Source organism: Acetatifactor muris, assembly GCF_024623325.1.
Lineage (GTDB): Bacteria > Bacillota > Clostridia > Lachnospirales > Lachnospiraceae > Acetatifactor > Acetatifactor muris.
Genome location: NZ_JANJZD010000011.1, coordinates 55,626 through 74,713, shown reverse-complemented (window position 1 = coordinate 74,713; position 19,088 = coordinate 55,626). Strand labels below are relative to the sequence as shown.

Genomic DNA, 19,088 nt, shown 5'->3' with positions numbered 1-19,088 from the left:
CGGAACTAAAACAGGAGGGCTATGACAACATGAAATGTTACATAAAGGATTACCCGAGACCTCAGTTCGTGCGGAAGGACTGGGAGAATTTAAACGGGGTATGGGATTTCGGCTTTGACGATGAGAACTGCGGAGAGCGGGAGCGATGGTATGAAGCCTTTAAAGGAGACATGAAGATAACAGTCCCGTTTACCTACGAGACAAAAATGAGCGGTATTCAGGAGGAATCCCGTCATGACAATATCTGGTATCGCAGAAAAGTATATGTGGACGGAAATAAACTGGAGAAGAACAGGTATGTGATTCACTTTGAAGGTTCTGATTTCGTGACAAAGCTGTGGGTGAACGGACAATATGCGGGGAGCCACAGGGGGGGATATGCCAGATTTTCCTTTGACATTACGGAATTGGTGGCGGATGGAGAGAATGAGCTGGTGGTGAAGGCGGAGGACTCCTTTGACATGCGGCAGCCCAGAGGAAAGCAGCGCTGGATTCCGGAGAATTACGGATGCTGGTATGTGCAGACCACAGGAATCTGGAAGACCGTGTGGGCAGAGTATGTGCCCAATGTGAGCCTGACTTATGTGAAGATGACACCGAATCTGGAGGAGTACAGTCTGGAGCTGGAGCTTGAAGTGGATGCAGCCGAGGACAGAATGGGCGGAGAGCTGCTGGTGGAGACCTGCGTTTCCTATGACGGGAAATTGGTGAACAGGAATCTGACGGCCGTGGTATCCGGACTTGTGAAGACCAGAATCGACATGTATGTGAAGAAGCAGGATGGCTTTGAGTGGGCCATGAAGACCTGGACTCCGGAGGAGCCGAATCTGTATGATATTGAATTCCGTGTCATGGAAAAAGGGGAAATTCTGGATACGGTGGGTTCTTATTTTGCCATGAGGGAGATTCGCATTGACGGTTCCAATATCCTGCTGAATGGAAGGCCGATTTATCAGAGGCTGATTCTGGACCAGGGCTACTGGAAGGACTCTCATCTGACGCCGCCCAGTGAGGAGGCGCTGATAGAGGACATTGACAAAATTCATGCGCTGGGCTACAACGGCCTGAGAAAGCATCAGAAGATTGAGGATGAGAGATTCCTGTACTGGTGCGATGTGAAGGGGATGCTGGTCTGGAGTGAGGCCGCGGCAGCCTATCAGTATTCAGACGGGGCGGTCAGTGAATTTGTCACGGAGTGGATGGAGATTGTGAGACAGAATTACAACCATCCCTGTATCATTACCTGGACGCCGTTTAACGAGTCCTGGGGGATTACCCAGGTGAAGACAAGGCGTGTGGAGCAGCATTTTACGGAAGCTGTTTATCACCTGACAAAAAGCATGGACAGGAATCGGCCGGTTATTGTGAATGACGGCTGGGAGCATACAGTGTCCGACATTATAACGCTGCACGATTACGAGGAGGCAGGGAATATTCTGAAAGCGCGCTATCTGGGATACACAGATGACATCCTTGGGGCGAAGCTGTCTCACAATGATCATAAAATGGCGATGGCGGACGGATTCGCATATAAGGGGCAGCCCGTCATTATCAGTGAGTACGGCGGAATTGCTTTTGACAATGATGATTCCGGCTGGGGCTATGGCAATAAAGTGAAGACAGAGGAAGATTTTATCCAGCGTTTTGACAACATTACCACAGCCGTGAAGGAAATCCCGTTTGTGTGCGGCTACTGCTATACACAGGTGACGGATGTGCAGCAGGAGATTAACGGTCTGATGGATATGGACAGAAATTTCAAGGTAGACGCGGAAAGGATTAAGGAAATCAACGAGCGGAGAGTTGGCTGCTGCAATCACTAAGCAGGAATGACTGGTATGGAAGCGGCAGGCCGGAGTGACTCCAGAGGAGAGGAAAATCAGAAAATTTGTCTTGACAGTCCGGAAAAAGTTTTTTATAATGCATATAATTTCATATTTCAGTTGATTGAAAAAGAAAAGCATTGATAAGAAGAAGTAGCACGTGGTGAAACATACAGAAAGCAGCCGGCTGATGAGAGGCGCATGGGAAGCTGTGTGTGAATACATCTTTGAGCTTCGCACTGAATTTTTACAGGATATAAAGCCTCATTCTGTTCGCCCCATGATACAGATGATACGGGAGAGAGGTGCGTTCCTGCGGAATAGTAGGCTGCGACGGTTCCCGCATCCGTTAACGTGCTAGGGTATTGCCCGCAGGATTATTGCGAATGTACCCGAAGAGGCAGGCAGTGTGAGCTGTCTGTAAACATCAGGTGGTATCACGAGACGTCAGACTCTCGTCCTTTTGGAAGGACGGGAGTTTTTTTGTGTGGCAATGATTGATTATGAAAGTATCATTAAACGGTTTGGCTGCATTGGCGGCAGAAGGAGAGGAAAATGAACACAGCAGAAGGATTGAAAACCATGGAATCAGCGGAAATGAAATCCACAGAGGGAATGACCCAGAGGGCGGAAGTGCAGGAAAAGGCGGATAGGGACCAGGAGGCAAAGCAGAAGGAACTGATGAAGAAGGTGCGGCACCAGATGCGGGTCATCAGGCAGGGCGCGGCAGATCTGATTGGCGAGGAAGAACTGGAACGGAAAGTACAGGCCAGTATTCTGACAGGGAAACCGCTGACCATTAAATTTGGTATGGATCCCAGTGCGCCCGACATTCATGTGGGGCATGCAGTTCCGCTGAGAAAGCTGAAGCAGATGCAGGATCTGGGACATAATATTGTGGTGGTAATCGGTGACTTTACCGGGAAAATCGGCGATCCCACAGGGAAGCACAAAGGAAGAAAGGCACTGACAGACAGTGAAGTATTCAGGAACGCCCAGACATATCAGGAACAGATATTCCGCATTCTGGACAGGGACAAAACGCAGGTGCGCTATAACGGAGAATGGCTGGAGCTGCTGAGCCTCAGCGATGCGCTGGAGCTGGCTTCCACCATTACCGTGGCGAGAATGATGGAGAGAGATGATTTTCAGAGCCGGTTTCGCGGGGGAACGCCCATAGGACTTCATGAATTTTTCTACCCGCTGCTTCAGGCCTATGATTCTGTGGAACTTCAGGCTGACCTGGAACTGGGCGGCACGGATCAGACCTTCAATATTCTCATGGGCAGAAGCCTGCAGAAGGAAAAGGGACAGGAGGCGCAGGCTGCGCTGTTCATGCCGCTTCTGGAGGGCATTGACGGCACGGAGAAAATGAGCAAGAGTCTGGGAAATTACATCGGTATCTGCGAGGATGCCCGGACCATGTACACAAAAGTCATGCAGGTGCCTGACCATCTCATTGTAAAGTATTTTGAGCTGACCACGGATATTCTTCCGGAAGAACTGGATAAAATAAAGGAGCAGCTGGCAGACGGCCGTAATCCCCGGGACTACAAGATGATTCTGGCGAAGACGGTTACCCTGCTTTACCACACAGCGGAAGAGACGGAGGAGGCGGAGAAGTTTTTCAAAGAGGCTTTTACGGACAAAGCGGTTCCGGAGCAGGTGGATTCTCTGGAGGTAGTGCTGGAGCGGGGTACATTGTTCGACTGTATCCACCCGCTGATTTCGGCGGGCATCGTGAAGAGCGGTGCGGAGTTCAGGAGACTGATTGCACAGGGCGGTGTGCAGAAAAACGGCGTCAGAGTGGAGGCTCTCGAGGAAAATGTACAGACCGGAGATGTGCTGAAGGTGGGGAAGCGGAAGTTTCTGCGGATTGAGATGTGCTGATGGGTGATGGGTGTGATGAACCTGAAGAACCGGGAATCCGCGCGATTCCCGGTTCTGTTTCAGGACTGCTTTTCACAGAATTTCTGTTATTTAAAAGTTATGATAGAAATAATAAGTTCCGGGTGTTACCTGATGAAGGGTACCGCCGATTACGATTTCCGCATCCACCGGCGTGGTGATTTCAAAGCGCCACATGCCATCCGATTTTTTCCATTCGGAGCGCACCAGCCCGTGTCTGGTATTCAGGGAAGCTTTCAGCCAGTCCAGACGTGTGTCCGGAACGGGAGCAATCCGTACTCTGGCATACCCGGGGGCGCTCTCCACAGGCGTGATGCCGGCGGCCACACCGTATACCCAGTCTGCCACGGAACCATAGGCATAATGGTTGTAAGAATTCATGTCGGCACTCCAGAAGTCACCGTCTTCCATGATACCGTCCCAGTGTTCCCAGATGGTTGTGGCGCCTTTGGTCACAGGGTAGAGCCAGGAGGGATATTTCTCACGCAGCAGCAGAGAATATGCAAGCTCAGCATACCCGTAATCGCTGAGAACGTGAAGCAGGTAAGGTGTGCCTACAAAACCTGTCTGAAGTTTTGTGCCGCAGTCTGTGATCATCCGGGCCAGCTGATCTGCGGCAGCCTGACAGTCAGGTGCCAGACGGAAGTGGGCTGCCAGCACGCATTCTGTCTGTGTCTTATACGCAGGCCAGGTTTCCCGGAAGGCGGCGACAATACGGTCATAAAGAGCCTCGTAGGAGGATACATCTAAGCCGAGAACTTTTCCTGCCCTGATTACAAGGGAAGTGGAGTGGGCATAGAAGGCAGAGGCGATGAAGGTCTCGTCACTGGAGCCTTTGTAGCTTCCGGAAGGTGCGTCCAGCCCCAGCCAGTCACCGTAATGGGTGCCGCCGGTCCACAGGTTCGGTGTCGTGGTGGCGGCGGTAATGTGATCTACCCACTTATGCATACATTCAAACTGATTTTCCAGAATGCTGCTGTTGCCATAAGCTCTGTAAACCTCCCAGGGACAGATGACAGCGGCGTCTCCCCATGCCGCGCTGGCGTGAGGATTCTGCAGCATGTCGGGAATCACATGTCCCACATAACCATCCTCATGCTGATCTGCAGCCATGTCGGCCAGCCATTTGGCGAAGAATTTCTCCGCATCATAATTCAGACAGGCGGTCCGGACGAATACCTGTGCATCTCCTGTCCAGCCCAGGCGTTCGTCGCGCTGAGGACAGTCTGTGGGCACATCTACAAAATTGCCTTTCTGGCCCCAGATAATATTGTCGAAAAGGCGGTTCAGCTCAGGGCTGGAGCTGCTTAAGAAGCCGGTCCGCCTCATATCGGAATGCAGGGCGATGGCGGTAAACTGCGCGGGAACGGCTTTTTCCACACCTCCGGGGAACTGGTTGACCCGAATGTAGCGGAAGCCCCAGAAGGTCAGCTTTGGCTTGTAAGTCTGCAGACCGTCTGTACAGGTATAATGGTACTGCGCTTTGGCGCTGCGGTAATTGGCCGTATAGAAATTCCCCTCTTTATCCATGACCTCGGCGAAAGACAGATCCAGGACTTCACCGACGCGGCCTTCCAGTGTGGCTTCCACATAGCCGGTGATGTTCTGGCCGAAGTCGATAACGGTCTCTCCCTTTGGCGTGGTGAACATGCGGGCACCGGCTATGCGTTCCTGTTCTTTGATTTCTTCTCCCTGCTGTGGAATCAGTGTGTCAGAGGGGCCTTCAAAGACCAGGACATCGCCGTTGAGAACTGGTTCAAAAGCGGCGTCATAGATTTCTCCGTCATAAATCTCGGAGAAACGAACTCTGCTCTCGGAAACTTTCCAGCTTTCATCGGTGGATATGATTTCCTGACGGCCGTCCTGATAGGTGAGGGTCAGCCGGGCCAGTAATCCGGAGGGATTGCCGCGCAGGCCATCCTGCCACTTAGAACCCTGCCAGCCGGGCATACGGCTGCGGTACCAGCCTTTTCCCACAGTGACGGTCAGTGCGTTATCTTTTTCCAGGAGACCGGTCACATCGTACTCCTGGTACTGCAGGCGGCTGTAATAGCTGGTCCAGCCGGGGGCAAGGATAAATTCCCCTGCCCTTTTTCCGTTCAGCTCTGCCTCGTAGACACCAAGAGCCGTGAGTGAAAGTGTGGCTTCACGGATTTCTCCTGACAGTGTGAAGCTTTTGCCGAACACAGGGGCTATGTCGCCGGTGTCCACGGCAGGTTTAATCCAGGTCGCATTGGTCCATTTCATTTTTAAGTACCTCCTACTATATTTAATCGGTGCGCAAACGGCACAAATTGTCCTGATATTACCACTGTATCAGATAAGAGGATGACAAAAAAGACTTGTTTTTGTCTGAAAAACGGTGTATTTTTAACCTGTGGGAAAATGAGTGGAAATGGTATGAAGAAGGGAAAAGGGGAGGAGAATATGGGAAAGCTTCACACCATATCTTTGCAGGGAATTGCCGACGAGCCGGAGGACAGGCTGGTCATCAAGCCTTTTGCGCAGGAAGATGTTACCTCCCATGACCATAATTGCTTTGAGCTGGCCTATGTGATTGACGGGACTGCCGAGCAGACACTGGAGGGTGTTACGGAAAGGGTAGGCAGGGGGGACTATTTTATTATTGACTGCGGAAGCAGTCACAGCTATCAGAACTGCAGAGAATTCACTTTGCTGAACTGCCTGTTCTTCGCGGAGGTAATTGACAGTACCATGGCGGGATGCAGGTCATTTGACGAGCTTATGCGGGTGTGCCTGATCCGGTACCACAGGCAGTACTTCGGAGAGACTCCGGCCAATCGGATTTTTCATGACAGGGATGGCAGGGTGCTGTTGCTTCTGGAAGGAATGAGAGAAGAATATATTCAGAGACATACAGGCTACAGGGAGATTTTTCGAGGGAGACTGCTGGAGATCCTGATTCTGACCATGCGTCAGGCGGTGGGAACGCAGGGGGAGAAGGACATTGCGGGGCAGCTGAGAAATACGGCGAAAAGTGATGTGATTTTTGAGGTGATAAATTATCTGGAAGCACATTACGAGCAGCGGGCGGTGCTGCAGTCCTTTTGCGGGAAATTTCATTACAGCCTGCCTTATGTCAGCCGACGGTTCCGGCAGGAGACCGGCATGACGGCATTGGACTACCTTCAGAAAATCCGTGTGGAGAAATGCTGCGGGATGCTGGCGGGCAGCAATCAGTCCATACAGTCTATTGCCCGGGAGGCAGGCTATGAGGATACAAAATTTTTCAACCAGGTCTTTAAGCGGCTGGTGGGCCTGACTCCCGGGGAATATAGAAAAGCAGCCCTGCATTTGTGAGGAAGCCCGGAATGTCCGGCAGCGGTTCGGGCCTGAAAAAGAGAACAAACGCTTCCAGGCTCAGCAGGGACTGAAGGAGAAGCGGTAATCTCTGGATTCCCCCGCAGGCAGGTATTGGACATATTTTTTCTCCGGCAGATTGGTGTCGGATACCTGGTCCATGGTTCCGCCGCACCAGGGCTCCAGGCAGAGAAATGGCGCATTCTTCTTCACCGGGGTCCAGAAAGCAATGCTGGGGTAATCCGGGAAATCAAACTGCAGTCCTCGTTCTGTCCTGCGATGAATCAGCTTCACGGAGCGCTGTGTCAGATTTTCATATAGAATCGCATCGTTGTCAAATATGGAATAAGTCAGATGTAAATCGGGCGTGGCTTCATCTGCAAAACGGAGCAGATAGTCATCGAAGCGTTCTCCGGTTTCCATGGGACAGAAGAAGCCCGGATGCCCACCCACCAGAAAAGGCATTTCCTGTGTTCCCTGATTGCAGACTCCATAAGTGACTTCCAGGGCAGAACCTTCCAGACGGAAAGTCACTGTGAAGGTAAAAGGATACGGGTAGACGGAGAGGGTGAAATCGTCGGAATGGGCGGCCAGGACCACATAGTCCGCCCCCTGCTCCAGCACTTCAAATTCCGCATCCTTTATGAAACCATGGCGGGGGATGCTATACGCAATATCGTTAATAAACACCCTGTCAGGCACCGGCCCGATATAGGGGAACAGAACCGGCGAAGTTTTGGCCCAATAGGCAGGATCCTTCTGCCATAAATATTCTTTTCCGGCTGCCGTCTGATAGGACAGCAATTCGGCACCGTGAGTCTGACAGGTGACGACGGCATCCTGGCTCTTGATTGTAATCTTCATAAAATGTCCATACCTTTCCTGAGATTTGTAAAATTTATTATATTGTAACAGTTCGGACGGACCGCCGAACGATTTCATTATAGCAGACAGGGGGCAAAGGGTCTATAAATTTAACCGAAGAGTAGAAATTTTGCTGACAAAACAATACGGGGGGAGCTGACACAAACCTGTGCCTCGCAAAATCAATGAGGACAAAAGATTTATAAAATCAGGAAATGGCGACAAGTAGTTAAGATAACCACATTAAAAAGAAATAGATACTACAAAATGCGATAGATAAAAACAAACCCTATTGCTATTTTTCGTGATAAGTGGTATCCTATACAGTACAGACAAACATTGACAGAAGGTGGTTGCATTATGAGCGAAGCATATCATATTATCAGTGACGGTTCCTGTGATTTAGCGGAAGCACTTGCGAAGGAAAAAGATATCACAGTGGTGCCTTTTTATGTTTCTTTTGACGATGAGCATTATTTAAAGGAAGGTGTGGAAATCGGAATCAGAGATTTCTATCAGCAGATGGTTGAACGCAAGGGGGTCTACCCGAAATCCTCCATGCCCTCTGCACAGGACTATGCGGAAGCATTTTTTCCTTATGCAAAGGAAGGCATTCCTGTCATCTGTATCTGTATTACCACAAAGTTCAGCGGCTCCATGCAGTCTGCGCTGAATGCGAAAGCTCTGGTGCTGGAGGAGTATCCGGACGCGGAGATTACAGTCATCGACTCCTGCATCAATACCGTATTGCAGGGGCTGTATGTGCTGGAGGCGGCGGCTCTTCGGGACAGCGGTATGAGTTATGCAGACACTGTGAAGCGTCTGGAAGAGATCAAGAGTACCGGAAGGATATTCTTCACGGTGGGAGATATGGAGTATCTGAAGCATGGCGGCCGCATTGGAAAAGTGACGGCAGTGGCCGGCAGCGTGCTGGGGATTCGACCGGTGATTACCCTGAAGGAAGGGGAGATTTTCCCCTCCGGCATCGGAAGGGGCAGAAAGCGTACCACGGAAAAAGCGCTGGAGCTTCTGCTGGAGTATCTCGCAGAGGGACTGGATGCGGACTGTTACAGTATAGCCATCGGATACGGATATGATTACCAGGAAGCGGAAGCCTTCCGTGCGCACACGCTGGAGATATTGCACGGCAGAGGGATAGACATAAAGGAAATTCCCATTTTTCAGATAGGCGCCACCATCAGCGTGCATACGGGCCCTTATCCGCTGGGCTTTGGCATCATTGAAAAAGGGATTCATCAGTAATCCCATAAAGCCAGTGGCATTAAGTATGAAAGTTTGGGACATTACAGGGAATCATGCTATCAGGCAGGAGCTTCGGTGCAGTGCATCAGAAGCTCTTTTGAGTATACAGATATAGTTCGAATATGCCCCCTGCCTTGCAGGACAGGGTATTTTATGGTACGATACAAACGATCATTGCTTTGGCGCAGAAAAAGTGACAGAAAGACTAAGTTCAGAAGACAGTGCCCGGGACAGGGCGCGGAAATGAGGAAAATATGAAGCTGATTTCATGGAATGTAAATGGACTGCGGGCCTGCATGCAGAAAGGATTTATGGATTTTTTCCGGGAGGCGGATGCTGACATCTTCTGTGTGCAGGAGACAAAGATGCAGGCGGGGCAGCTGGATCTGGAATTGCCGGGCTATCATCAGTACTGGAACTATGCGGAGAAAAAAGGGTATTCGGGCACAGCTCTGTTTTCCAAAAAGGAGCCCGTGAAGGTGACTTATGGCATCGGTGTGGAGGAGCATGACCACGAGGGCCGCGTGATTACGGCGGAATATGAGAAATTTTACTGTATAACAGTCTATGTGCCGAACTCCCAGAGAGAACTCACAAGACTGGACTACCGGATGCAGTGGGAAGAGGCGTTTCTGAAGTACCTGAAAAAGCTGGAAGAGACCAAACCGGTGATTTACTGCGGAGATCTGAATGTGGCTCATCAGGAAATCGACCTGAAGAATCCGAAGACCAATCGGCACAATGCCGGCTTTACCGACGAGGAGCGGAAGTGCTTCGGCAGAGTGCTGGAAAACGGATTTGTAGATACATTCCGACATTTCTATCCGGATTTGAAGGATGCCTATTCCTGGTGGTCCTATATGGGCCAGGCCAGAGCGAAGAACGTTGGGTGGCGTATTGATTATTTTGTGACCTCGGAGGCTCTGAAAGGTAATCTGCAGGATGCCAGGATTCATCCCGGTGTCATGGGCTCGGATCACTGTCCGGTGGAGCTGGACTTAAAGGACTGACAGTGACGGTTTTCCTGCCGGATTCAGAATATGACATACTGATGTCATATTCAACATGATATCTTATAATTATTCCGGGAAATGAAAATTATGGAGGAGTACAAGATGGCGATTATGGTGAAAGCGATAAGGAGAGAAAGCTGTCCGGCAGCACGATTGATCGGCAAAAAGTATCAAGGCGCTGCAAATTGGGGAGAATGGTGGGAGAACGACTGGTTTACCACACTGGAACAAAATCCATGTCTTCCGTTTAACGGGGATGCTTATATTGGCGGGGTACATATAGTGGATGGAATGCCGGAGCGGTGGATTGGCATGCTTTTTCCGGTGAATACGGAAGTTCCGGAGGGATTTGAATCTGTTGACATCGAACCGATGGAATATGCAGTGTGCTGTCTGTACGATCAGGAGAACAGCAGTGATTTTTATACCATGGATACACACAATATGTGTCTGGAAGAGCTGAAAGCACATGACTGGAAACGGAAAGAAGATGACTGGTGCTTGGAAAGGTATCGCTGTCCGGAATTTACGACACCGGATGAAGCAGGAAACGTGATTTTAGACTATGCGATCTCGATTGAGATCTCGGAAGAATAAATGAGGAAAAGGCCATGTTGGAGATACCTGAAAGTTTAAATCTTGCGAAACAGATGAACCAGAGATTTCGAGGCAGGAAAATCGTTGATACGGAGGCGGCGCATACGAAGCATTCCTTTGCCTGGTATACCGGAGAACCGGATTTTTATGCGAAGACAATGACAGGCTGTGTCATTGGAGAGAGCATGGGCATCGGCAGCATGCTGGAAGTCAGTCTGGGGGAATACAGTTTTGTGATGGGAGACGGCATTAATCTGCGGTGCTTTCTGCCGGGAGAGAAGCTGCCGGAACGGTACCAGATCAGGCTGACGCTGGATGACGGCAGTTCGCTGGTGTGTACCGTGCAGATGTACGGTTCCATGTCTCTGGTAAAGCCGAAGGAGTATGACAATCCCTATTATCTGGCAGCCAAAGAAAAGCCGCTTCCCGTGACAGAGGATTTTGATTACGGGTACTTCCGGAAGCTGCGGGAAGAGAGTACCGGCACCATGTCTGCGAAAGCCTTTCTGGCCACACAGCAGCGGATCCCGGGACTGGGCAACGGCGTGCTTCAGGATATCCTGCTGAGGGCAGGGCTGCATCCCAGAAAAAAGGTAGGGAACCTTACGGAGAGCAGGTGGAAACAGCTTTACGAGACAGTGACAGAGACACTCTCCAGGATGACGGATGCCGGGGGACGGGATACGGAAAAAGATATATTCGGGAAAAAGGGGGAATATGTGACCCTGCTCAGCAAGAACACCGTTGGAAAACCCTGTCCCTTCTGCGGCAGTATCATTCAAAAGGCGAATTATCTGGGCGGCACAGTGTATTTTTGCCCTTCCTGTCAGGAGCTGTAAAATGATATATCGACTGTTGAATATTATTTATGTTTTAATGAAAAAGGGCACAGTTACGGCGGGAGAGCTGGCGGAACGGTTTGAAGTGTCCGTGCGGACGATTTACCGGGATGTGGAAAGCCTGAATCTGGCTGGCATCCCGGTTTATGCCAGAAAGGGAAAAAACGGTGGAATCTGTCTGATGGAAACCTTTGTGCTGGATAAGCTGCTGGTCTCTGAAGAAGAACAGCAGCAGATTCTGGCGGCGCTTGTGAGTCTGCGGGAAACCGGAGCGGAGGAAGAAGAAGAGATTCTGAAGCGTCTGGGAGATTTCTTCCGGATGGAGCCGGTTAACTGGGTTGCCATTGACTTTTCAGACTGGAGCGGCAGAAGAAATGACCTGTTTGTGCAGATCAAAAAGGCGATCCTGGGCCGGCATGTGATGACATTTGACTACTATGGCCGGCATGGAGAGATGAGAAGCCGTACCGTGGAACCGGTGCAGCTTCTTTTTAAAGAGTACACCTGGTATGTGAAAGCATTTTGCCGGACAAGGCAGGACGAGCGTCTGTTCAAGGTTCTGCGCATGAAACGTATCCGGGTTCTGGAGGAGACTTTTGACAGGAAAGATGGAAAAATGTCGGAAAGTCTGACATCAGAACCACAATCGCAGAATGTACAGTCGGAAAGTATGGTTTCGGAACAGGATTCACAGGATATACCGCTGGAAATCACCCTGTGGATTGACAAGGGAGAAGCCTATCGAATCTATGACAGATTTGAGGAGGATGAGATTACCATTTTGCCCTCCGGAGATTTTGAAATTCATATGAAATGTTATATGGATGACTGGGTGTATGGACTTATATTGTCTTTCGGACCTGCGGCCAGAGTGCTGGAGCCGCGGCAGGTGCGGGAGGAGATTGGCAGGCGGATTCGGCGGATGGCGGAATCCTATGGGGAAACGGAATAAAAAGGTGGGAGTCGCAGCTGTTTTTAGAATTTATGAAAATATGACAGGCTGATGTCATATTTCAAATGGTATGATTGTCCTGTGAAAGGGCCTGACAGGTCAGAATGATACTTCAGCCTTTCTGAAACGCAGAAAACAGGACGGTATATGTGCCGGACAGGAGTATGCCATGTACCGTTCCACGGAAAATGGAGGACGAGAAATGGGAAACGAGATGAATGAGAATCTGAAAATCTGCCAGAGCTGCGGAATGCCCATGCAGGAGGAACAGTACGGCACCAATGGAGACGGAAGCAGGAATGAAGCATACTGCTGCTACTGCTTCAAGGAGGGGGATTTTGCTCAGAAATGTACCATGGAAGAAATGGTGGATTTCTGTGTGCCTTTTGAAATGGAGGGAGGACGCGCCAAAACCAAAGAGGAGGCAAAGGCCATGCTGATGGCTTATTTCCCCACACTGGAGAGGTGGAAGACGGAAGCACAGGGGAGCTGACAGCAGGATCAATTTCAAAAAGCTTCGGACCGGCAGACAGAACGGTCCGGAGCTTTTTGCCTGTGATGCCTGTGAAGAAGGGAAGGCTGGTTATATATATATAGTGGAACCTGTGAGAGAAATGTGTTATGATGTAAAAAAAGAAAAGGACTGTTCACATATGGGAAAAAAGGGAAACGGAAACATGCCGGAACGTCTTGGGCGGGAATTTTTCGCCAGAGACGGAATTACTGTGGCGAAAGAGCTTCTGGGGAAGACACTTGTGCATGAGACGGAAGCGGGAACCGTCAGAGGTATCATCACAGAGGTGGAGAGCTATATGGGGGAATCCGATAAAGGCTCTCACACATACGGCGGAAAACGGACGGAGCGGACGGAACCCATGTACCACAAAGGAGGAACCTCCTATGTGTATCTGATTTACGGTATGTACAGCTGTATGAATATTGCCGCCATGACGGAGGGGATTCCACAGGCTGTTCTGCTCAGGAGTGTGGTGCCGGCTGACGGGGAATCCCGTCAGTGCATGGTAAATCTGCGGCTGGCGGAGCTGAATAAAAGGCAGATGAAGAAGGAAAAGCCTCTCTATACGCCGGACAGCTGTCCCGTATCCCTGAAAAAGCATCTGGCAGACGGGCCGGGCAAGCTCTGTATTGCCATGGGGATTACCAGAGCGGACAATGATGTGGACATGACGGAGAGCGATGCCTTTTATGTGACGGAGGGAATTGCAGTTTCCCGGAAGCAGATTCAGGCGGGAAAGAGAATCGGAATCGATTATGCGGAGGAAGCCGCGGATTATCTGTGGCGATTTTTTATTTCCGCGGGCAATGACTTAAGCGAAGGCGAAGCAAGCATTTGACGATTGATAAGAGCTCCTTCACAACTTCCGGCATCAGGAGGCTTCGGGAGCCATATCATGAATCCGGCAGGGCAAAAGTATCTTCGGGGCAGAGGACAGCAGCATATTTACAGGTACCATAGACGAAAGAGGAAACGACGATGAGCCTTCAATTTTATTTTGGTCCGTCAGGGTCAGGCAAAAGCAGGAGTTTGTACGAGGAAATTACCGGGCGTGCAAAGGAAAATCCGAAACAGAATTTCCTGATTATTGTGCCCGATCAGTTTACCATGCAGACCCAGAAAGAGCTGGTACTTTTAAACGACCGGGGCGGCATTATGAATATCGATGTTCTGAGCTTTGGACGGCTGGGACACCGTATTCTGGAGGAAGTGGGAGGCCGGGAGATTCCGGTTCTGGATGATACGGGAAAAAGTCTGGTACTTCAGAAGGTGGCGGCAAATCTGAAGGAGGAGCTGCCTGCGTTGGGAGGATTTCTGCACAGACAGGGCTATATTCATGAGGTGAAGAGCGCCATTTCGGAGTTCATGCAGTACGGTATCGGCACGGAGGATGTGGCCAGACTGATTGCATTTGCGGAGAAGCGGGGGGCTCTGGTACAGAAGCTGAGGGATCTGGAGACATTATACAGAGGCTTTGTGGAGTATATCCACGGTAATTTTGTCACCACAGAAGAGACCCTGGATGTGCTGCGCCGTTCCCTGCATAAGTCGGAACTCCTGCCGGGCGCCGTGGTGGCCTTTGACGGATTTACAGGATTTACGCCCGTTCAGGTAAAAGTAATCGCGGAGCTGATGAGACTGTGCGGGGAAGTCATTGTGACACTGACAATGGGGGCGGAAGAGAATCCTTACGGACAGGACAGCGAGCAGAAGCTGTTTCACCTGAGCAAAAAAACGGCGATGGATCTGGCCGGAATCGCGAAGGAGAATCTGACAGAGCGGAAGCAGGACGTATTCATTCTGCCGGGCGACAGGAAAAACAGCGTATCTCCGGGGGGAAATGGCTTCCGGATTCAATATAACGACAACCACCGTTTCCGCAGTGCACCTGCGCTGAAATATCTGGAAAATCATCTGTTCCGATACGGCACCGGAAGCTATGAGAAAGAGCAGCAGGAAATCAGGATGTTTGAGACCACCGGGCCGAAGGATGAAGTACATCACACCGGACTTGAAATCTGCAGACTGATCAGAGAGGAAGGGCTCGCTTACCGGGATATCGCTCTGATTATGGGAGATCTGGCGGAATATGCGCCCTATGTGGAGACGGAATTTGCCCAGATGGAAATTCCATGCTACATTGACAGGACCAGAGGGATTGTCCTGAATCCCATGATTGAGTATATTAAGAGTGCCCTGGAGCTGTATATCAGAGATTTCTCCTATGAGGCGGTATTCTGCTATCTGCGCAGCGGGCTGGCGGGTCTGACCTGGGAGGAAGTGGACCGTCTGGAGAATTACTGCCTGCAGACCGGGATCAGAGGATATCGCGCCTACAGCCGCCTTTTTACCCGCAAGACACCGGAAATGGAGGAAGACGAGGAAGCTCTGGCAGAGATGAACCGGCTGCGGGAGCGTCTGATGGTGCAGGTGGAAATGCTTCATCTCAGGGAAGAGGAGAAGACGAAAGTCTATGTGAACGCTCTGTATGACTTTCTGGTGCAGAATCAGGTACAGCAGAAGCTGGCTGTCTTTCAGAATGCGTTTGAAGAGGCGGGAGATCTGACCAGAGCGAAGGAATATGCCCAGATTTATCGTCTGGTGATGGAGCTTCTGGACCAGATTTATACGCTTCTGGGGGAAGAGAACATTCCCCTGAAGGAATTTGCGGAGATATTGGAGGCCGGATTCGGGGAGATTCAGGTGGGCACCATCCCGCAGAATGTGGACAGAGTACTGGTGGGAGATATGGAGAGAACCAGGCTGAATCAGGTCCGTGTGCTCTTTTTCCTGGGGGTAAACGACGGCAATATTCCCAAGGCGGCTTCCAGAGGCGGGATCATCTCCGATATGGACAGAGAATTTCTGCGGGAATCGGAGCTGGAGCTGGCTCCCAGCCCAAGACAGCAGATGTATATTCAGCGGTTTTATCTGTACCTGAATATGACCAAACCTTCCGAGAGGCTCTACCTTTCCTGGTCGAAGGTGAACAGCGCCGGAAAGTCTATTCGGCCTGCCTATCTGGTGGAGATGATCAGAAAGCTATATCCCGGCATAACAGTGCAGTATCCTCAGATGAGCAGCGTTATGGAACAGATTGTCACCAGACAGGAGGGGGCTTCCTACCTTGCGGAGGAGCTCAGAGAATATGCGGACGGGACACTGCAGAAGGAAAGGGAGACGGAATTTTTTACCATATACCGAGTGTACGGGGAGGCGGGACTGCGGGAGAAGAGAGATTTCCTCGCAAAGGCTGCTTTCCGCAGATACGAGGACACGGGACTGTCTGCCGCCGTGGCCAGGGCGCTTTACGGGGTACAACTGGAGAACAGTGTCACCCGTCTGGAGACTTATGCGGCCTGTGCTTACAGACATTTTCTGCAGTATGGGCTGGCGCTCAGAGAGCGGGGAGAATTCTCCTTTGAAACGGTGGATATGGGAAATGTATATCATGCCATACTGGAGCAGTTCGGAGAGAAACTGAAGGAAAATAATTATACCTGGTTTGATTTCCCGGAAGAATTTGCGGCCGGGTGTGTGCGTGAGGTTCTGGAAAACTATGCGGCTACATACCGGAATACTGTCCTGTACAGCAGTGCCAGAAACGAATATGCCGTCACGAGGATGGGAAGGATTCTGACCAGAACCGTGCTGACGCTGCAGAAGCAATTGCAGAAGGGAAGCTTTGTTCCGGAGTCTTTCGAGCTTTCCTTTCAGTATGCGGACAATCTGGAGAGCGTAAATGTGGCGCTGACGGAACGGGAGAGAATGCGCCTGCAGGGTCGGATTGACAGAATCGATGTGGCTGAGGACGGGGAAAAGGTATATGTGAAAGTCATAGACTACAAGTCGGGAAATAAAAAATTTGACCTGGCGGCACTGTATTACGGACTGCAGCTGCAGCTGGTGGTATATATGAACGCGGCCGTGGAGATGGAAGCCAGACGGCACAAGGGGAAAGAAATCGTGCCTGCGGCGCTGCTGTATTATCATATTGACGATCCTTCGGTGGAGACTGCGGTGGAGCTGAGCCCGGAGGAAATCAACCGGGAAATCACGAGACAACTGCGCATGAACGGTGTGGTGAACAGCGCGCCGGAAATTGTGGAACTGCTGGATCATGTCATGGAGGACAAGTCAGATGTGATTCCTGTGGAACGAAAAAAGGACGGAAGCCTGTCCTCCCGCTCTTCCGTGCTGAGCGGCCGGGAACTGAAGACTGTGTCGGATTATGTGAGCCGCAAAATTGTACGAATCGGCCGGGAAATTCTGGACGGGCAGATTTCGCTGAATCCCTATGAGAAGGGGAGTGAGGAGGCGTGTACTTACTGTGCCTTTAAGAGGGTGTGCGGCTTTGAACCGGCTCTGCCCGGGTGCGAGAAGCGCAGACTGGAGGACATGAACAGGGAGGAGGTTCTGCGGAGGATGGAGGACACAAACCAAGCTTAACAGGATTCCCCCTGCTGGTTGTCGCTCTGCCGAAAGGCCCGGCTCTGTTCCAGTCTTTCCTGAAAGAAAGCCTCAGCCCCTTCCCCTGTGGGAAGGTAGTAGCGTCTGTCTTTCAGGCTTTCCGGCAGACAGTTCATGAGGGCTATTTTTTCTTTCGTGTCATGGGCATAGATATAGCCCTCTCCGTAATGCAGATCATCCATCAGCTGCGTGGGGGCATTGCGGATAACCAGGGGGACCGGTTCCGAAAGCTGCGTCAGGGCATCCTTCCTGGCGGTTTCGTAAGCCCGGTACAATGCATTGGACCGGGGGGCCAGAGACAGGTATACCACAGCCTGTGTCAGGTTCAGATTGCATTCAGGCATACCGTTGAAATGACAGGCCTGATACGCGGCCACGGCAATCTGCAGGGCCTGAGAGTCCGCAAGGCCGATGTCCTCGCTGGCGAAGCGGATAAGCCGGCGTGCTATAAAAAGGGGATCCTCTCCGGCTTCCAGCATTCTGGCAAGCCAGTATACCGCTGCGTCCGGGTCGGAATTGCGCATGGACTTGTGGAGGGCGGAGATCAGATTGTAATGTTCCTCCCCCTTTTTATCATATAATAAAGTCTTCCTGCCCACACATTGCTCCAGAGTCTCCTGCTGCACGGTGACAGAGCCGTCGGGAGATATTTCTCCGTTGAGAACGGCCATTTCCAGAATATTCAATGCCGTGCGGGCATCTCCGTTGGCGAAAGAGGCGATGACGGACAGCGCGCCTTCCTCCATGTGAACAGTGGTACCTCCGAACCCCCGCCTGTCCGCCATTGTGCGGGAAAGCATTTGGGTGAGATCCTCCGTGCTCAGCTCTTTCAGCACGAATACTTTGCAGCGGGAGAGAAGTGCGCTGTTGATTTCAAAGGAAGGGTTCTCAGTAGTGGCGCCGATCAAGGTAATGCTGCCTTTTTCCACATAAGGCAGAAACGCATCCTGCTGGGCTTTGTTGAAGCGGTGGATTTCATCCACGAAGACCAGGGTGCGGATTCCGTAAGCACGATTTTCTTCGGCCTGTTTCATGATTTCCTTTATTTCCCTGATGCCGCTGGTAACCGCGCTGAAATTCACAAAGTCAGATTTGGTACGCCCGGCGATGATTCTGGCCAGCGTGGTCTTTCCAACGCCCGGAGGGCCCCAGAAAATCATGGAGCAAACCTGATCCTTTTCCAGCATCTGGCGCAGTAATTTTCCTTCTCCCAGAAGATGCTTCTGCCCCACGTAATCTGCCAGAGATTCAGGGCGCATTCTGTCCGCCAGCGGGACAAAAGTGCGGGATGGAGAATAATCGTTTGAAGGGTCGAAAAGGGATAGCTGCTGCACGGCGGCGGTCCTCCTGATATAATGTAGGTTTCACTGATATCTGCAAAATCCGGATACTTCGTATACTTTTCACTGAACAGCAGGTCTTGACCTGAGCCGCGGAAGCGACCGGCGGAGAGGAATTTCACAGATTGAAATTTCCTTTTGAGAAATTGTTATGCTTTGCACTGATTTTAGCACAGTGGAC

At 51.0% G+C, this 19,088-nt stretch carries 14 protein-coding genes; 11 read left to right on the top strand and 3 right to left on the bottom strand.

The window, feature by feature from the left end:
• The first annotated feature begins 29 nt into the window (after positions 1–29).
• Both NSB25_RS12200 and tyrS read left to right on the top strand, forming a co-directional pair.
• Positions 30–1,823, top strand: a complete 1,794-nt coding sequence (locus tag NSB25_RS12200) for a glycoside hydrolase family 2 protein (RefSeq protein WP_103239956.1) — start codon at positions 30–32, stop codon at positions 1,821–1,823.
• Positions 1,824–2,378: 555 nt separating this feature from the next.
• On the top strand, positions 2,379–3,713 hold the full coding sequence (tyrS, locus tag NSB25_RS12195) for a tyrosine--tRNA ligase (protein WP_330406120.1): 1,335 nt from the start codon (positions 2,379–2,381) through the stop codon (positions 3,711–3,713).
• Positions 3,714–3,803: 90 nt separating this feature from the next.
• Here the strand turns inward: tyrS and NSB25_RS12190 are convergent, their stop codons facing one another.
• Positions 3,804–5,978 (bottom strand): alpha-L-rhamnosidase, encoded by a 2,175-nt coding sequence (locus NSB25_RS12190; protein ID WP_103239957.1) that lies wholly within the window; start codon positions 5,976–5,978, stop codon positions 3,804–3,806.
• Between the two features lie 153 nt (positions 5,979–6,131).
• On the opposite strand from NSB25_RS12190, the gene NSB25_RS12185 reads away from it, so the two are divergent.
• Positions 6,132–7,052 (top strand): AraC family transcriptional regulator, encoded by a 921-nt coding sequence (locus tag NSB25_RS12185; RefSeq protein WP_242982419.1) that lies wholly within the window; start codon positions 6,132–6,134, stop codon positions 7,050–7,052.
• Positions 7,053–7,112: 60 nt separating this feature from the next.
• On the opposite strand, the gene NSB25_RS12180 is transcribed toward NSB25_RS12185, so the two are convergent.
• Complete coding sequence (locus NSB25_RS12180; RefSeq protein WP_172455108.1) at positions 7,113–7,916, bottom strand: aldose 1-epimerase family protein; 804 nt, start codon at positions 7,914–7,916, stop codon at positions 7,113–7,115.
• Positions 7,917–8,276: 360 nt separating this feature from the next.
• Here NSB25_RS12180 and NSB25_RS12175 point away from each other — a divergent pair, with 360 nt between their 5' ends.
• The 8 genes from NSB25_RS12175 to addB all read left to right on the top strand — a co-directional run bounded on the left by NSB25_RS12175 (position 8,277) and on the right by addB (position 17,546).
• Positions 8,277–9,179: a DegV family protein gene (locus NSB25_RS12175; protein WP_172455109.1), complete on the top strand. Its 903-nt coding sequence runs from the start codon at positions 8,277–8,279 to the stop codon at positions 9,177–9,179.
• Between the two features lie 254 nt (positions 9,180–9,433).
• Positions 9,434–10,189, top strand: a complete 756-nt coding sequence (locus tag NSB25_RS12170; RefSeq protein WP_103240020.1) for an exodeoxyribonuclease III — start codon at positions 9,434–9,436, stop codon at positions 10,187–10,189.
• Between the two features lie 90 nt (positions 10,190–10,279).
• On the top strand, positions 10,280–10,789 hold the full coding sequence (locus tag NSB25_RS12165; protein WP_146040045.1) for a hypothetical protein: 510 nt from the start codon (positions 10,280–10,282) through the stop codon (positions 10,787–10,789).
• Positions 10,790–10,803: 14 nt separating this feature from the next.
• Positions 10,804–11,628, top strand: coding sequence for an endonuclease VIII (locus NSB25_RS12160; protein ID WP_257479255.1), 825 nt, complete (start codon positions 10,804–10,806; stop codon positions 11,626–11,628).
• 1 nt (position 11,629) lies between these two features.
• A complete protein-coding gene (locus tag NSB25_RS12155) occupies positions 11,630–12,580 on the top strand; it encodes a helix-turn-helix transcriptional regulator (RefSeq protein WP_103239961.1) in 951 nt (316 codons plus the stop codon).
• Positions 12,581–12,782: 202 nt separating this feature from the next.
• Positions 12,783–13,073 (top strand): zinc ribbon domain-containing protein, encoded by a 291-nt coding sequence (locus tag NSB25_RS12150; protein WP_242982420.1) that lies wholly within the window; start codon positions 12,783–12,785, stop codon positions 13,071–13,073.
• A gap of 160 nt (positions 13,074–13,233) precedes the next feature.
• Positions 13,234–13,935, top strand: a complete 702-nt coding sequence (locus tag NSB25_RS12145) for a DNA-3-methyladenine glycosylase (RefSeq protein ID WP_242982421.1) — start codon at positions 13,234–13,236, stop codon at positions 13,933–13,935.
• Positions 13,936–14,075: 140 nt separating this feature from the next.
• On the top strand, positions 14,076–17,546 hold the full coding sequence (addB, locus tag NSB25_RS12140; protein WP_257479254.1) for a helicase-exonuclease AddAB subunit AddB: 3,471 nt from the start codon (positions 14,076–14,078) through the stop codon (positions 17,544–17,546).
• Here the strand turns inward: addB and NSB25_RS12135 are convergent.
• A complete protein-coding gene (locus tag NSB25_RS12135; RefSeq protein WP_330406121.1) occupies positions 17,543–18,901 on the bottom strand; it encodes a replication-associated recombination protein A in 1,359 nt (452 codons plus the stop codon). The two genes, addB and NSB25_RS12135, sit on opposite strands and share 4 nt — an antisense overlap.
• Positions 18,902–19,088 lie beyond the last annotated feature (187 nt).